Source organism: Rhodoplanes sp. Z2-YC6860 (assembly GCF_001579845.1).
Classification (GTDB): domain Bacteria; phylum Pseudomonadota; class Alphaproteobacteria; order Rhizobiales; family Xanthobacteraceae; genus Z2-YC6860.
This window is the reverse complement of sequence record NZ_CP007440.1, coordinates 4699575-4715524: the sequence shown is the minus strand read 5'-3', so window position 1 is coordinate 4715524 and position 15950 is coordinate 4699575. Positions and strand designations below refer to the sequence as shown.

The 15950-nt window shown below is 63.8% G+C and carries 15 protein-coding genes; 11 read left to right on the top strand and 4 right to left on the bottom strand.

The window, feature by feature from the left end; translation table 11 throughout:
- The first annotated feature begins 70 nt into the window (after positions 1-70).
- From RHPLAN_RS21875 to RHPLAN_RS21850, 6 genes are all read left to right on the top strand, one after another.
- A complete protein-coding gene (locus tag RHPLAN_RS21875; RefSeq protein WP_068021888.1) occupies positions 71-769 on the top strand; it encodes an SDR family NAD(P)-dependent oxidoreductase in 699 nt (232 codons plus the stop codon).
- A gap of 281 nt (positions 770-1050) precedes the next feature.
- Complete coding sequence (locus tag RHPLAN_RS21870; protein ID WP_068021886.1) at positions 1051-1257, top strand: hypothetical protein; 207 nt, start codon at positions 1051-1053, stop codon at positions 1255-1257.
- A gap of 125 nt (positions 1258-1382) precedes the next feature.
- Complete coding sequence (locus RHPLAN_RS21865; protein ID WP_068021884.1) at positions 1383-1718, top strand: GYD domain-containing protein; 336 nt, start codon at positions 1383-1385, stop codon at positions 1716-1718.
- Between the two features lie 267 nt (positions 1719-1985).
- Complete coding sequence (locus RHPLAN_RS21860; RefSeq protein WP_068021883.1) at positions 1986-3149, top strand: hypothetical protein; 1164 nt, start codon at positions 1986-1988, stop codon at positions 3147-3149.
- Between the two features lie 16 nt (positions 3150-3165).
- Positions 3166-5118, top strand: coding sequence for an acetyl-CoA carboxylase biotin carboxylase subunit (locus RHPLAN_RS21855; protein WP_068021881.1), 1953 nt, complete (start codon positions 3166-3168; stop codon positions 5116-5118).
- Between the two features lie 77 nt (positions 5119-5195).
- Positions 5196-5636, top strand: a complete 441-nt coding sequence (locus RHPLAN_RS21850; protein WP_068021878.1) for a DUF1489 family protein — start codon at positions 5196-5198, stop codon at positions 5634-5636.
- Here the strand turns inward: RHPLAN_RS21850 and panC are convergent.
- Positions 5633-6523 carry a pantoate--beta-alanine ligase gene (gene panC / locus RHPLAN_RS21845; RefSeq protein WP_068021876.1) on the bottom strand — a complete coding sequence of 297 codons (891 nt, stop codon included), beginning with the start codon at positions 6521-6523 and terminating at the stop codon, positions 5633-5635. The two genes, RHPLAN_RS21850 and panC, sit on opposite strands and share 4 nt — an antisense overlap.
- A 93-nt stretch (positions 6524-6616) precedes the next feature.
- On the opposite strand from panC, the gene RHPLAN_RS21840 reads away from it, so the two are divergent.
- The 3 genes from RHPLAN_RS21840 to RHPLAN_RS21830 all read left to right on the top strand — a co-directional run bounded on the left by RHPLAN_RS21840 (position 6617) and on the right by RHPLAN_RS21830 (position 9084).
- On the top strand, positions 6617-7534 hold the full coding sequence (locus RHPLAN_RS21840) for a division plane positioning ATPase MipZ (RefSeq protein WP_068021873.1): 918 nt from the start codon (positions 6617-6619) through the stop codon (positions 7532-7534).
- Positions 7535-7642: 108 nt separating this feature from the next.
- Complete coding sequence (locus RHPLAN_RS21835) at positions 7643-8377, top strand: vWA domain-containing protein (protein ID WP_068021870.1); 735 nt, start codon at positions 7643-7645, stop codon at positions 8375-8377.
- A gap of 2 nt (positions 8378-8379) precedes the next feature.
- Entirely contained in the window at positions 8380-9084 is a 705-nt protein-coding gene (locus RHPLAN_RS21830) for a DnaJ domain-containing protein (protein ID WP_068021867.1), read from the top strand.
- A 265-nt stretch (positions 9085-9349) separates the two neighbouring features.
- On the opposite strand, the gene RHPLAN_RS21825 is transcribed toward RHPLAN_RS21830, so the two are convergent.
- Positions 9350-10864 carry a D-alanyl-D-alanine carboxypeptidase gene (locus RHPLAN_RS21825; RefSeq protein WP_237179885.1) on the bottom strand — a complete coding sequence of 505 codons (1515 nt, stop codon included), beginning with the start codon at positions 10862-10864 and terminating at the stop codon, positions 9350-9352.
- Positions 10865-11375: 511 nt separating this feature from the next.
- On the opposite strand from RHPLAN_RS21825, the gene RHPLAN_RS21820 reads away from it, so the two are divergent.
- Positions 11376-11711, top strand: coding sequence for a phasin family protein (locus RHPLAN_RS21820; protein ID WP_068021861.1), 336 nt, complete (start codon positions 11376-11378; stop codon positions 11709-11711).
- 235 nt (positions 11712-11946) lie between these two features.
- Positions 11947-12930 (top strand): Bug family tripartite tricarboxylate transporter substrate binding protein, encoded by a 984-nt coding sequence (locus RHPLAN_RS21815; protein ID WP_198164442.1) that lies wholly within the window; start codon positions 11947-11949, stop codon positions 12928-12930.
- A 93-nt stretch (positions 12931-13023) separates the two neighbouring features.
- Here RHPLAN_RS21815 and RHPLAN_RS21810 read toward each other — a convergent pair whose 3' ends face one another.
- Together RHPLAN_RS21810 and RHPLAN_RS21805 are read right to left on the bottom strand one after the other, a co-directional pair.
- Positions 13024-14409, bottom strand: coding sequence for a pilus assembly protein (locus tag RHPLAN_RS21810; protein WP_068031652.1), 1386 nt, complete (start codon positions 14407-14409; stop codon positions 13024-13026).
- A 244-nt stretch (positions 14410-14653) separates the two neighbouring features.
- Positions 14654-15943, bottom strand: coding sequence for a vWA domain-containing protein (locus tag RHPLAN_RS21805; RefSeq protein ID WP_068021854.1), 1290 nt, complete (start codon positions 15941-15943; stop codon positions 14654-14656).
- Between the last annotated feature and the right edge of the window lie 7 nt (positions 15944-15950).

Below are 15950 nucleotides of genomic sequence, written 5' to 3'. Positions count from 1 at the left end.
GAGGCCGCGGCAATGGCGTTGTCGGGCAAGAGTGCCTACGTGTGCGTTTCATCCAGTCGGGAGATGGACAATGGCGGTAGGATACGGTTCGGCGCTGATCGTGGGCGCAGGCTCAGGCTTGAGCGCGTCGCTGGCCCGCGCGCTGAGCGGCGAGGGTGTGAAGCTCGCGCTCGCTGCGCGCTCCACCGCCGATCTCGCAGGGCTGGCGCAGGAGACCGGCGCCGTGCTGTTTCCCTGCGACGCCAGCAAGCCGGTCGATGTCGAGAAGCTGTTCGCCGATCTGGATCGCGGGTTTGGCGCGCCGGAGATCGTGGTGTTCAACCCAAGCTACCGCACCCGCGGGCCGGTGGCCGAACTCGATCCGGCCGAGGTCGAGAAGTCGCTGATGGTGTCGGCTTTCGGCGGCTTTCTGGTCGCGCAGCAGGCTGTCCGGCGGATGTTGCCCAAAGGGCACGGCTGCATTGTCTTCACCGGGGCGTCGGCGAGCGTGAAGGGTTATGCCCAGTCGGCGCCGTTTGCCATGGGCAAGTTCGCGCTCCGCGGGCTGGCCCAGAGCATGGCGCGGGAACTGCACCCCAAGGGCGTCCACGTCGCCCATGTCATCATTGATGGCGGCATCAAAAGCGAACGCCGGGCCGAGCCGCAGGGCAAATCGGAGAGCCTGCTCGACCCGGACGCGATCGCGGCGACGTATCTCAGCGTCATCCGGCAACCCAAAAGCGCCTGGTCCCACGAGGTGGAGGTGCGGCCCTGGGTGGAGACGTTTTAGGTGTCCAAAGCCGGGTCCAATTGCCCTTTTCCGTCAATCTCTCCGAAGCCATACGCATGGCGCATGTGGGGCATTGCAGCTTGACTCATATCTTAGTTTTCGGGGGTAATTATCTGATTTTGCAAATATATCGATTATCTTGATGGACTGATGTCTCCGGCCCGACCTGTGCATTTTTCGCACCATCCTACCGATATCGGTGTTAAGGTTTGTCTGAACGGCCATTCAGGACCTGAATGCCGTAAGTGGGGTGTGTCCTCAGCGTGCGATTGGGGGTCTCGGTGCTCAAGAACCATAAGTATTCGATTGGTGAGAATGTTCGTTACACGGCTGGCCCGTTCACGCGTGCTGGTGCGAGTTCGCCTAGCTCTTTCACGGTGGTGAAGCTTCTGCCGACCGACGGCGACGAGCATCAGTACCGCATCAAGAGCAACGGCGAAGCGTTCGAGCGGGTTGCCAAGGAAAGCCAACTCGACCACGAGCTCTAGCTGCGATCGGATATCGAATGACAACGGGCTCCAGACAGGAGCCCGTTTTCATTTGGAGCACTTACTGTTGCCGTGGACGCGCGATATCGCGCTGATAGAAGTCGGGCGAACCAAGGAAAAGCATCATGGCGACTTTCATCACCCAAGGCCGTTACAGCCGCGAGGCGATCAAGGGCATGATCGTGAAGCCCGAGGACCGCTTCGAGGCGCTGTCGAAGCATGCTGCGCGTGCCGGCGGGCGCCTCATCGGCTATTACCTGACCTTTGGCGAATACGACTTCCTCACGATCATCGAAGCGCCGGGCGAGACCCAGATGGCGGCGATCCTGCTTTCCGCAGCAGGCGCGGGCGGCGTCACCGATCTGCGGACCACGCTGGCGCTGAGTGCGGTCGAGGCCAAGGGCGCGTTCGCGGCGGCGGGTGATCTCGCGCATTCGTTCCGCACGCCCGGCGGCGCTTGATCGCGGTTCCCGCCGTCGTGGAGCCTTGCGGAATTCGGCGCATTCCGACGTCAAACCGCTCGAATTTGGACCGGCATGGTTAATCCTGCGACGCGGACGGACGAGCGATTGCCCAGACGCTGTCGGGCATTTCGCCCGCCGGCGGTTCCGAGCGATCGGTAATTCCGGATTGGCCTCAATCGGTGCACTACGGCATATTAGGGGCTGGGATTTGGGGCGGCCTTCGAGGCCTTCAACGACAACAAGGTAAGCGCGCGCGGCGATAGCATGCTGGGTTCGATCAACGTCCTGCCTGGAACCGATCTCACCACCGCTATGGTGGTGCTGACGGTATTTCTGGCGGGCGTTGCCCTCGCGACCGTGGCAGCGTTCGGTGTCGTGGCGTTCCGCAAGGCTGGCGACGCGGGCCTGTCCGGCAAGATGTGGCGCGGCGCGTTGGTCCTGGTCGGCGTGTTGGTCGCCTGGGCTTTGCTCGACCGCTCCTCGATCCGCGATCAGATCGTCGAGCGCCGTGCGCTCGAGGCCCGCGCCGCCGATCTCACCATTCGCGCGATCCAGCCGGGCTCGGCGCTCGCCTGCCTCGATGCGGTGGCAGGGCCCGCGGTTGAGGCCGCCTGCGAGAAGTCGCTGTTCGCCAGTCCCGAAATGGTCGCAGCCGCCGTTGCCTATATCGACGCGCGCGTTTCGCTGCTCGCGGCCGGCGTCAAGATTGCCGACCGCGATCCGGCCTATCGTCCATCCTTCGAGCGGTTGCGACGTGGGCTCGAGGCCGACCGGTTTGGTCTGGTGTCGCATGTGCTGATGACACGAGGCTGTATGGGTACGGATTGTCCCGATCTCAAGCTCGTCCGTGACAGTTCGCGCATTCTGTCAGGGATGCGGTCGCGGACCTTTGATGCCCATGTCAGCATTCATTCGCTCGCCTGGAATCCGGGCGCTGTTGCGGTCAGTGCCGCAGGTGCTGGCGCTCAGCCGTCGCCGCAACAGCCGCAGATCGTGATCCAGCAGCCGCCGGTCGCATCGAACCAGCCGCCGGCTGGTGCCGTGCCATTGCCTCCATCCAATCCGATGGCATCGCCGTCTCCGGCGCTCGCCGCCGCGCCGCAGGCGCCGGCCGCTCCGCCGCCACAGACCAACGATCCGACGCTTGCCTCCGGCACCACAGCGCCTGCGCAGCCGCTGGCTCAGGCCGCGGGCTCGACGCCGGGCCATCCGAAGTACGACTTCCCGTCATCGTCTTCGATCCCAGCCGTCAGCATCATGGCGCCGGAACCCGGCACGCCGCCTCCGGCTGAAGCGAAACCCGCCGCAAAACGTCCGGCGCGCTCGCAAGCGCAGCGCAAAGAGGCGCCGCCGCCACCAGCACCTGGCGGACCCACGTTGCAACAGCCACAGGCTGCGCCGCCGGCGCAAACCTCCGGCCAGCGCTGATGGCGGTGTTGCGAATATGTTCGCCTCGGTCCTGATCGCCAACCGCGGCGAGATCGCCTGCCGCATTGCGCGCACGGCGAAACGGCTCGGCATGCGGACCATCGCAGTCTATTCCGAGGCCGACCGCGACGCGCTGCATGTGCGCCAATGCGATGAAGCTCATCTGATCGGACCTGCGCCCGCCGCCGAAAGCTATCTGGTCGTCGAGCGGATCATCGAGGTGGCGCGGAAGTCCGGCGCGCAGTGCATTCATCCGGGCTACGGCTTCCTTTCCGAGAATGCGGAGTTTGCGGAAGCCTGCGTCGCGGCCGGCATCGTCTTCGTCGGTCCGCCGCCTTCGGCGATCCGTGCGATGGGCCTGAAGGATCGCGCCAAGGCGCTGATGCAGAAAGCCGGCGTGCCGGTCGTGCCGGGCTATCACGGTGAGCTTCAGGAGCCGGGCTTTCTCAAGCAGAAGGCCTACGAGATCGGTTATCCGGTGCTGATCAAGGCGGTGGCCGGCGGCGGCGGCAAGGGCATGCGCCGTGTCGATCGCCACGCCGAGTTCGACGCCGCGCTGGAAAGCGCGCAACGCGAAGCCAAGAATTCGTTCGGCGATGCGCGCGTGCTGATCGAGAAATACGTCGCGGCTCCGCGCCACATCGAGATGCAGGTGTTCGCCGACAGCCACGGCAACGCCATTCATCTGAACGAACGGGACTGCTCGTTGCAGCGCCGCCATCAGAAGGTGATCGAGGAGGCGCCGGCGCCCGGCATGAGCCTGGAGCTGCGCGCTGCGATGGGCGATGCCGCCGTGAAGGCTGCGCTCGCGGTCGGCTATACGGGCGCAGGCACCGTCGAATTCATCGCCGACGGCTCGAACGGGCTCCAGCCCGGCGGCTACTGGTTCATGGAGATGAACACGCGACTCCAGGTCGAGCATCCGGTGACCGAGGCCATCACGGGACTCGATCTGGTGGAATGGCAGTTCCGGATTGCTGCGGGCGAGAAGCTGCCGCTGACACAGGCGCAGGTGCCGCTCGATGGCCATGCCGTCGAAGCGCGGTTTTATGCCGAGGATCCGGCGCGCGGCTTCCTGCCGTCGACCGGCACGCTGGTCGCGTTGCAGTTTCCGGATGGTGTGCGGGTCGACACCGGCGTGGAGCAGGGCAGTGCGATCTCGCCCTACTACGATCCGATGATCGCCAAGATGATCGCGTATGCCGCAACCCGCGAGGCCGCCTTGGAGCAGCTTGCGTCGGCGCTCGATCGCACGGTGGCCGTGGGCCCGCGCACCAATCTGGCGCTGCTGTCTTCGCTCTGCCGCGCACCGGAGTTCCGTGCCGGCACCTTCGACACCGGTTTCATCGATCGCAATCCAGCGCTGCTCGGCAGCGCCGAGCCCGACGGCGCGGCTGCAGCCCTCGGCGCCGCGCGGCTCCTGGAGCAGGAGTGGGCGCGGATCGGGCGAAGCGTGAACCGCGCCGCCGATGAGCCGCCATCGCCCTGGGACGCGACCGACGGCTTCCAGCTTTCCGGTGCGCGCGTGATGGCGCTGCCGGTCCTGCTCGATGGCGAACCGGCCGAGGCTCGTGTGGCTTACGGGCGCAATGGTCCGGCGGTGACGGTGGCCGGCGAGGCGCCTGCTGCCGATGCCATGGCGGTCGAGGCCGATCAGGCGATCTACGTTCTCCATCGCGGGCGTCAGACGGTGGTGCGGCCTGTGCAAGCCGGTTCCGGCGACGTCGATCACGCCGATGGCGACGGCCAGATCAAGGCGCCGATGCACGGCAAGGTGCTGGCATTGCTGGTCGCCGACGGCGACCGCGTCGAGAAGGGGCAGCGCCTTGCCGTGATCGAGGCGATGAAGATGGAACACGCGCTCACCGCGCGACGGCCCGGCCGCGTCGCAGGCATCGCGGTCGCGCCTGGCCAGCAGGTCGCCGAAGGCGCCCGGTTGATGACCATCGAGGCTGAAGGCGAAGCCTGATCAGGCGGCCATTCACGATATCCACCGCTGCGCGGAACGCGATTCCGGCGGGCGGGTCGACCTGCTAGAACCAAGCCATGTCCCTGCATCTCATCAAGCTGAGCGTTGGAACCGACTCGATCGAGGACCTTGAGGACTGGATCGAGCAGAAGCGGAAAGAACAGAAAAAGCGCGGCGTCAAAAAGCCTGAGCGCTTCCACACCACGCGCATGGTGCCCAAGCGCGTTGACGAAATCCTCGACGGCGGCTCGATCTACTGGGTGATCAAGGGCGAGATCCTGTGCCGCGAGCGGATTCTCGACATCAAGCCCTTTGTCGATAAGGACGGCATCGGTCGCTGCCGGTTGATCCTCGATCCGAAATGCGTGCCGGTGCGGCCGAGGCCCTATCGCGCGTTCCAGGGCTGGCGCTATCTCGACCCGAAGGACGCGCCGCCGGATCTCGACCGGCTCGGCCGCGGCACGGCCGATCTGCCCGAGCCGCTGCGGCGAGAACTGCGGGAGCTTGGGCTACTCTAAACCGCGATATTGTCGATCAGCCGGGTGCGGCCGATCTTAGCGGCCACGAGGAGACGCACCGGTCCGTCCTTGATCGAGGCGATCCGCGCCAGCGTCTCGGCGTGCCGGGCTTCGAGATAGTCGACTGCAAATCCGGCCTGCTCGATCTCGGCTTCGCCCTCGATCAGGGTCTGCGCGACCGGTTCCGCCTTTTTGAGACGGATCGCGCAGGCCTTGAGCATGCGATGGAGCGTCGACGCCGCAGCGCGCTCCTCCGGCGACAGGTACGCATTCCGCGACGACATCGCGAGGCCGTCCTTCTCGCGGACCGTTGGAACTCCGGCAATCCTGGTGGCGATGTCGAGGTCGCGCGCCATGGCGGTGACGACCTTGAGCTGCTGATAGTCTTTCTCGCCGAAGGTGGCGATATCCGGCTGCACCTGCAGGAGAAGTTTCGCCACCACGGTGCAGACGCCGCCGAAGAAGTGCGGGCGGAACTTGTCCTCCAATCCGGCGAGGGCCGGACCTCCCGGCGCGATCTTCGTGGCAAAGCCTTCCGGGTACATCGTCGCCACATTTGGCGCCCAAACCGCATCGACGTTCAGCGCTTTGAGCGCAGCGAGGTCGGCGTCCCAGGTCCGCGGATAGCTGCCGAAGTCCTCATGGGGCGCGAACTGCGTCGGATTGACGAAAATTGAAACAACCACCCGATCGCATTTCCGACGGGCGTAGCGAACCAGTGTCAAATGACCGTCGTGCAGTGCACCCATGGTCGGCACCAGGGCCACGGACCGGCCGCGCAGCCCTGCGCGCCAGCGGCGCAGCGCCGGCAGCGTCCGGAGGATTTGGGTCTTGGCGATTGGGGCCTTCGAGGATTTTCCCGGCACAGGATCGGACCTTGGGGGCATTGGTGCAAAGTTAATCGTCAACCGATGGAAATCACGTGATAAGCTTGACTGCAAGCGGGGGTGACTTGATGACTTGGTTCGTCGAGGAGAGCCATGTCGGTTGAAGGTGGCGTGCGGCCGCGTTCTGCGTTTTGCGTTGTGTTGGGCAACGAAAAAGGTGGCTCGGGAAAATCGACTGTTGCCATGCATGTTGCAATCGCGCTGCTGAAAGCAGGGCAGCGGGTTGCGACCATCGATCTCGACTCGCGCCAGAAGAGCTTCACCCACTACCTCGACAACCGCAGAGCCTGGGCGCAGCACGCCAAGCTCAATCTCGAGCTGCCGCAGCACTACTGCATCTCGCGCAGCGAGGGTGCCCAGGTCGCCGACAACGAGGCCACCGAGTTCAACGAGTTTGCGCAGGCGATCGACGCTGTCGAGCACAACTACGACTTCATCGTTATCGATACGCCGGGCCACGACAGCTATCTGATGCGGCTTGCGCATTCGATGGCCGACACCTTGATCACGCCGCTCAACGACAGCTTCGTCGACTTCGATGTGCTCGGCACCGTCGATCCGGTCACCTTCGCGGTCACGGGCGGCAGCCATTTCTCGGACATGGTGCGCGAGGCGCGCCGCCATCGCCGCGTTGTCGATCACGCCACGATCGACTGGGTCGTGGTGCGCAATCGTCTTTCGGTGCTCGGCTCCCGCAACAAGCGTCTGGTCGGTGAAGGCCTGCAAGAGCTGTCACTGCGGTTGGGTTTCCGCGCGGTGGATGGTCTAGCCGAGCGCGTCATCTTTCGTGAGTTCTATCCGCGTGGCCTCACAGCGCTCGACACCCTCGACGAGGATACACTCGGCACGCGGCCCAGCCTGTCGCATGTCACCGCGCGCGAGGAGGTCGAGTCTTTGCTGCGGCAGCTCAAGCTGCCGCTCGACGAACGCGGTTTGCGGCGCGCTGCGGCAAGGCGGGAGTGGTTCGCCGCGCAGGCCAATCCGCTCGAGCTGCACGACATCATCGCGTAGCACGCACGTCTGTGCGAAACGGCTCAGCGCGACGTTTTGGTTTTGGCAAGCCATTGCGAACGCCGCAAAGGCGCACTTAATAGGGCAGGATCTCAAGTCGGACCTGCTATGGCGAAGGACCAGACACCCGCATCGACCGGGACCCGCAGCGAAACTGCGGTCACGTCGTCGTCGCGCTCCGAGATCGATGCCTTTCTCAAAGAGGTGAAGGCGCGAAAGCCGGCCGTGCAGACCGGCCCGCGCGGACGGCTGATTTTTGCGCTCGACGCCACCATGAGCCGGCAGCCGCTTTGGGACACCGCCTGCCGGCTGCAGGGCGACATGTTCCGCGAGACGGCTGCCATCGGCGGACTCGACGTTCAGCTCGTCTACTATCGCGGGCTTGCCGAGTGCCGTGCGTCGGGCTGGGTATCGGATGCAACACGGCTCGGCGCGCTGATGGAGAAGATCGACTGCCGCGGCGGCCAGACCCAGATCAGCAAGATCCTCGCCCATGCCCGAAACGAGACACAGAAGTGCAGGGTGCAGGCGCTGGTGTTCGTCGGCGACGCCATGGAGGAGGCGATCGATCACCTCTGCGCGGTCGCGGGCGAACTGGGATTGCTGGGCGTGCCGGTGTTTGCGTTCCAGGAGGGCCACGACGCCGCGGCCGAGCGGGCATTTCGCGAGATCGCGAGGCTGACGCGCGGCGCCTATTGCCGGTTCGATATGAGCGCAGCCCATGAACTCGCTGAGCTTCTTCGCGCGGTCGCGGCCTATGCGGCCGGCGGCATGAAGGCGCTGGCCGACCTCAAGGCCCGCAACAGCCCCGGCGCGGTCAAGCTTCTGGCGCAGCTTCGGTAGCCATGTCGCTATTCTTCGGCATTGTTGTCCTGGTCCTGCTCCTCTGGGGGCTCAACGCCTACTCCAAGGCGGACCCGAAGATGATGGCGCAGGTGCTGCGGCCGGCCGGCGGCATCGTGCTGGTCGCAGTTGCCGGATTCCTGTTGCTGCGCGGGCAGCTCGAAGTCGCGATTCCACTCGGACTGAGCGGGCTTGGCCTCCTCGGCTGGGGCCCGCTCGCTTCGACCTCCTGGTTTCAGCGCACGCAGAAAACGCCAGGCAAGGCTTCGCGGGTGCGCACGGCTTTCATCGAGATGGAATTGGACCACGACAGCGAGACCATGCGCGGCACGATCCTGGCCGGACGGAGAGCCGGCGCTTCGCTGGATTCGCTTCCGGTGTCGTCGCTGCTCGAACTTCTGGCCGAATTCGACGACGACAGCCGCGCGCTACTGACAGCTTATCTTGACCGCAGGGAGCCCCGCTGGCGTGAGGACGCGCAGGGTGACGCGGGCGCGGGGCAGGGCGCTGCGCGGCGTGCTGGCAAAATGACGGAAGAGGAGGCCTATCAGGTCCTTGGCCTTCAGCCGGGCGCGAGCGCCGAGGCCATCGCCCAGGCCCACCGAACCCTGATGAAGAAAGTCCATCCCGACCAGGGGGGCTCGACGTATCTCGCGGCCCAGATCAACGCCGCGAAGGACGTTCTGCTGCGTCGGGGACGGCGGTAGCGGCCGCCGCGACTGTCTTAACGATTGTGTCCCACGCTCTGGGATCATGTCTCCGCGCTCCCGCTGCTCGTGCTGCGAGAGGCCCCCGGTCCGGTACTCGGTTTGACGACACGTCCCCGCCGATTTCTTTGAACCGGCATCAGGCTTTCGTTTTCGAAAGCTCGATTGTTCAGCGCGAATCAAATCGCGCTGTTCAAATTTAGCTCTGATTTGAGAGAAGGCGCCAGAAATTTTTCTGGCGCCAAATGTCGCGAGACCGGGAGCGTTAAAGCTTCAGCGCCATGCACGCGATGTCATCGCGCTTGAGCTTCTTGCAGGTTTCTTGCGCCTGATCGCGATCGAAGCCGGCGAAACGGGCGCGGTAGTAGGTCTTGGCGCCTTTGACGGTGCGTTCGACATAGGCCTCGGCCTTGTGGAACAGCGAGGAGATGCGGCCTTTGGCGGTGCTGAGCTTGCCCTTGGCCTCGCCCTCATCCTCGTAGGCGCCGATCTGGATCGCCCAGCCGCCGCGGCTGGTCGTGGGCTTCGACGGCACCGAGGAGACCGCGATGTCGTCGGGCTTGATCGAGGCGGTCTGCAACTTGCCGACCGACGCAGCGCGCGGCGTCACCGGCGCAACGACGGTGTCCGGCGCCTTCAGCGGTGCGGGCATGGCGGCAAGCGCCGGCACTTCAGCCTCGGGCGGTGCAACGGCCGCGAAGGCGGTCCGGACTGACTTCGGGCTCGCCGAGTCAGGAGTGGCTTCCGCTGCAGCCGGATTGGTCAGCGCGTTGACGCCCTTCGACGGCACAAGCTTCACCGCGAAGGTCTTCACCTTGACGGGCCTGATCGGCGATTCCGATGTCGCTGGGTTGGAAATGGCCGCAGTGGTGGTCTCGGGTCCGGGCTGCGCCGGCGCGCTCTCGGCTTCGCTGACCGCGGGCTGCAGCGCGGGTTTCAGGTCCGGCTTGATCTCTTGCTTGGCGACCGCTTGAGGCGAGGGCGGCAGGCTCGGCTGATCGCTCGCCAGCGTGATGCCCGGCTTGTTCGAGGCTTCCGCGATGGTGTCCTCGATCAGCTCTCTCATACGTGCGTCGCGACTGCCGGCGGAGCGGCCGCCGAGCACGACCGCGACGATGTGGCGATAGCCGCGCTTGACCGAAGAAACGAGATTGAAGCCCGAGGCATTGGTGTAGCCGGTCTTGATGCCGTCGACGCCCTCCACCTTGCCGAGCAGGTGGTTATGGTTGCGCATGTTGTGGCCGCGATAGACGAAGTTCGCGAGCGAGAAGTAGCGATAGTATTTCGGGAAGCGCTGCTGAATGGCGATGCCGAGCAGCGCCTGGTCGCGCGCCGTGGTGACCTGCTCGTCGTTCGGCAGGCCGTTGGCGTTGCGATAGACCGTGTTCGACATGCCGAGCGCGCGCGCCTTCTTGGTCATCATCTCGGCGAAGTCGCGTTGCGTGCCGCCGCTGAGCGCTTCGGCAACAACCACTGCGGCGTCGTTGGCCGACTTGGTGACGAGGCCCCCGATGGCATCCTCGACTTTAAGCATCGTGCCGGCACGCACACCCAGCTTGGTTGGCGCCTGGGCTGCGGCCTCCTCAGAGACCGGCATCTCGGTGTCGAGCGCGATCTTGCCGGCTTCGAGACGCTCGAAGAGGAGGTAGAGCGTCATGATCTTGGTCAGCGAGGCGGGGTGGCGCAGACCGTCAGGGGCGGCCTGGTGCAGCACCGCGCCGGTCTTGGCGTCGACCACAATGGCAGCATAAGCGGGGCTGTAGCTGGCTGATGCGGACATGCCGGTCCGCTTGACGAAATGCCGCTTGCGGCCGCGGGCGTCGGCTGGATCGGTGGTCACCGCGCACAAGGTGATAGCGGCGGCGAGGCTTAAACACCCCCAACGGAGCCCTCGGGAAGCTCCGACCGGCATGCAACCCATGATGTCTCTGTCCCCGTTTTTATGCCCTCTGGGCACCTGCCTGATACCCAAGAGCCCCGGTTTTCGCCCAGAATGTGCCCTCAGCTTGGCTTACGCCCAGATTTCGGGCGAACCGTGGCCAAGGCAGCACAAAATACAAAACTATGTGTTCAGAGTTGCCAAGAAGTTAAATTAAATCAAGGACAACCGCCGCGTTGGATCGCCGATTCAAGGCTTTTTTGCGTGCGTTGCAAAATAAGGCTTGCCATATTTGTGCGCTGCAATATATATACCGCATTGCGAGCGGTCGAGCTGCGCAAAACCCAGGCAGGCAAGCGGAAGTCAGTTTCACCGGGTAGACCCACCGAAGCGGTGCGGCGGAGAGCACACGATGATGAAGAATTTCGAGGACATGCAGAAGATGGGCAAGGACAGCATGGATGCGACGATGAAGTCGTTCGGCACCTTGTCGAAGACCACCCAGGCGATCGCGGCGGAAGTCGCCGACTACTCCAAGAAGTCGTTCGAAGAGAGCACCAAGGTGGTTGAGAAGCTGTTCGGCGCGAAGTCGCTCGACAAGGCCATGGAGATCCAGGCCGACTACGCCAAGACCGCCTACGAGGGCTTCGTCGCCCAGGCGACCAAGATCAGCGAGCTCTATGCCGACCTCGCCAAGGAGACCTACAAGCCGTTCGAGGCCTATATGGCCAAGGCTCCTGTGAAGTAATTCGCTCTCAAGCGCTGACGTGAAGCCCGGCCGAAAGGCCGGGCTTTTTGTTTGTGCGCTGTGCGCCGCCAAAGCTCGTCGCCCGGTGCCGACGGCCAATCCAAGCCGCTGGCGTTTTGGCAAAAGTTCTCCCCACCGCGAACCGTGACGGCTTCAGCAACCGGAAAATCGTTGGCATATTTCTTGGATGCTTCTGCGTGCCGCCGGCCTTGGAATCTGGACTCAGAAAACGCTCATGCCAATTGGACGCCGCTCAGCCATCGCTGCACTCGCTCTGCTCCTCGCAGCACCAGCCATCGACATTCGCAACGCCGCCGCCTCGGATTTTCCGAGCCGGACGGTCCGCATCGTCATTCCGTTCAGCGCCGGCGGCGCGCCGGATGTTCTGCTGCGCGCGGTCGTGCCGTATCTCAGCGAGAAATGGAAGCAGCCGGTGGTGATCGAGAACCGCCCTGGCGCCAACACGAATATCGGTACGCTGGTGGTCACCAAAGCGGAGGCTGACGGCCATACGCTGCTGTTCACCAGCGACGGTACATTCATCTTCAATCCGATGATTTACGCTTCGATGCCGTATTCGGTGTCGGAGCTTATGCCGGTTTCACTCGTCGCGACGGCATCGGCGATGTTCACGGTCGGCACGCATGTGCCGGCCAAGACCATCTCCGAATTCATCGCGCTTGCGAAATCGAAGCCAGGCGCCATCAACTACGGCTCGACCGGGCCGGCCAGTGTGCAGCGTCTGCAGATGGAATATTTCGCGGTGCTGACCGGCGTCCAGCTCACGCACGTTCCGTTCAAGGGGGCGAACGAAACCGTGATGGCGATGCTTGCCAACCAGATGGACGCCTCGATCCCGACGTCATCGAACGTCCTGCCGCATCTTGCGACCGGAAGACTTCGTGCCTTGGCTATCACGACCGCACAGCGGTCGCCGCAGGCGCCCGACGTACCGACCATGCAGGAGGCGGGCGTGCCGGGTTACGAGACCTACAGCATGTTCGCGCTGTTTGCTCCGGCACGGACGTCTTCGGAAACAGTCAAAAAGATCGCCGAAGACGTGGCCGAGATCATCATGCGGCCCGACGTCAAAGCCGCGCTCGCCGACCGCGGGTTCGAGGTTCAGGGCAAGAGCGGCGCTGAGTTCCAGGCGATCATCGACCGCGACACGATCAAGTGGAGGAAGGTCATCGAGACCGCCAAGATCAGGGAAGAATGACGGGAGACGCCGACGCCCGAATGGCCAACGTGGCAACGGCAAAGAAAAAGCCCGGCCGCAAGGCCGGGCCTTTTTGTTCGCGCCTGTCTATCGTTATTGAGCGATGCGCAGGTTCGACAGGTTGGTGCCGATCTGCTGGAAGGTCGAAACCATCTGGCTCGCGGACGTCAGCAGGAAGAACTTGGCGGAGTCGCTCGCACACTGCTGCAAGAGCGTCGAGGTCGGATCGCCGCCGGTGTTGACCTGCACGGTGTAGAGCGTGATGCCCGCCGCCTTGATGTTGGTGCAGGTGAGCGCTTGACGGGCGTCGATCTTCGACTGCGAGGTGTACCAGCGGTTCTGGGTGTTCAAGCCGTCGGTCAGAAGGATGATGACCTTCGAATACTTGTAGTTCGGGTCTTCGGCCGGAGGCGCCGGGTAGGGGCCGCCGCCGACCAGCGACATCCAGCCTTGCTGCAGACCGATGCCCTGGTTGGTGTTGCCGTTGGAGGCCATGGAGGCAACCAGACTCTTCATGCCGGTCCAGTCGTAGGTGAGCGGCAGGATGGCCTTTGGGCACGAGCCGTACTGTTCGGCGGCGAACAGCGTATCGTTCACCGCAGTGTTGGGTGCGGCCACATTGGTGTCGGTATTCAAGGTGCTCGGGGCGCTGGGAGCGCCGCGGTCGACGACGCAGCCGTTCCAGGTGCTGTGATTGTCCGGTGTCCACTTGGGATTGCCGTTCTGCGAGAGGCAGTCGCTCCTGTTGGACTTGTTGCCCTTGCTGCAACTGCCGTTCTGGGCGTCCCAGGAACTGTTGTCCGACAGCGTCGGATCTTGCGTTGAAGTCCCCCAGTAGATCCAGGTTGCGTTGTAGTTGCTCGCGCCGACATTGACGTCCTTCACGAAGGGGATGATCGAGACGTAGACGTCGCCGTTGCTGACGGCCGCGGTTTTGAGCTGGTCGAGCAGGTTGTTGGTCGCGGTCTTGAGCGCGGACATCTTGCCGTCGTCGGCCATCGAGCCGGTGTTGTCGAGCACCAGCGCGACGCGGAGCTTGGTGTTGCCCCACTTGATCTGGGAATCGACGCCGATCTTCATCATCGACTGACCGATCATGCCCATGAAATCGGTCTTCACGTTGGCCGTGGCTTTGACGACGATCTGGCTGCCGTTGGTGGTGGTGTAGGTGGATGTCACCTGCAAGCCGTTCGCCTCAGGCCGGTTGAAGATCGCCGTAAAGTAGGCAGTGCCTTTGGACTGGATGTCGCTGGCGGTCATTCCGGAGGCGACTTTCGACAGCATCAGCGCGGTCGCATCGGACGCCGCCTGCATCGCGGTCTTCACCGAATTGGCGCGACTGTAGTCGACCGCTGCCCCGACAAAACCGACCATCGGAATGGTCGCAAGCGCGAAGGTGATGGTGACGTTGGCGCCGTTGGCGGCGCGCATCTCCTGCGCCAATTTGCGGAAGCGATTGAACAAGGACCTGATGTCCATGGCGGTCTGCCTCTTGAACGAATAACGCCCCATTCCGGGTCGCAGACGTAAACGGAAGGTGTAAAAAGCGCGTAAAGTCGACCGCGGAAACTCCCGCAAATACTATGGATTGCAGCAATCAGCCGCGATTTCCCGTGTAACGCCAGCGTCGTCGTAAATAGATGCTCAAGGGCTCATTAGAATCCGCGTCGTCTTGTTAGCGTTTCGGCAACCACGACGCGGCTGTTGTGCCGAACCGCGACACTCACTGCGCGATGCGTAGATTGGCGAGGTTCTGCGCGATCGAGCCGAACGCCGAATTCAACTGGCTCGCCTGCTGCACGTCGTAATACATCGACGGTTTGGTGGCGCAGCCTTGCAGCAGCGCCACGTCGCCGTCGAGCACCCGAACCGTGTAGAGCTTGATGTTGGCGGCCTTGATGTTGTTGCAGGCGAGCTGCGTGCGCGCGTCGATCGACGACTCCGAAGACGTCCAGCGGTTCTGGGTGTTCAAACCGTCAGTCAGGATCACGATGACTTTGTCGAGATCGGGCGCGGGCTGTGGCGCGTTGAACGGCGCGACCGGTGAGATGAGCTGAAAGCCCATCGAGAGCCCGACGGTGACGTTGGTGTTGCCGGTCGGCGTCATCGCGTCGATCTTGTTGTTGAGCGCGGTCCAGTCGGTGCTGAGCGGCATCATCGAGGTCGGACAGTTGCTCGCCTGGTGGGCGCGGTAAAGCGTGGCCGGCGCCCCCGCCACGGTGGCAGTGTTCGTCACGTCGTTGTTCTGGTCGCGGTCATAGACGCAGCCGTTCCAGGTGCTATGCGCCGCCGGCGTCCACACCTTGCTGTGGGAGGTGCAGCTCGATTTCGTCGTGTAGCTGGTGTTGCTGCATTTGCCGTTGGCCGCGTCCCAGTCGGTCCAATCGACCCAATATGCACCGGCATTGCTGGTGCCGACATTGACGTCGGTGGCGAACGGCACGATTGCGACCTGGATGTCGCCCGGCTGCTTTGCTGCGTTCTGCAGCGTGGTGAGCAGGTTGTGGGCTGCGGTCTTGAGGTTGGTCATCTTCTGGTTCTGCGACATCGAGCCGGTGTTATCGAGAACCAGCGCCAGATTGAGCTTCTTGATGCCCCACGACACCTCGGAGCTGGTCGACAGGTTGATCGTCGACTGGCCCAGCATCCGCGAGAACAGGGTGTTGACGGTCGCGCTGCCGGTCATCTTGAGCAGGTAGCTGCCGGCCTGGGGCTGCGTGAATTGCATCGAGACCTGGACGTTGTTGGCCTCGGGCCGCGTGAACATGGTCTTGAAGTAGTCCTGCGACTTTTGCGTCAGCGCGCCGGCCGAAAGCGCCGTCGCGTCCTTGGACAGCATCAGGGCGCTTGCATCGAGCGCCGCCTGCATGGCGGTGCGGGTGGACGCGGCCCGGCTGAAGTCGACGGCGGCACCCATCAGGCCGAACAGGGGCAGTGAGGCCAGCGCGAGCATGGGCGCAACGCTGGCTTTCCGATCGCCAACGAAGGCTCCAATCAAGCCCTTATGAAACATCCGTAGC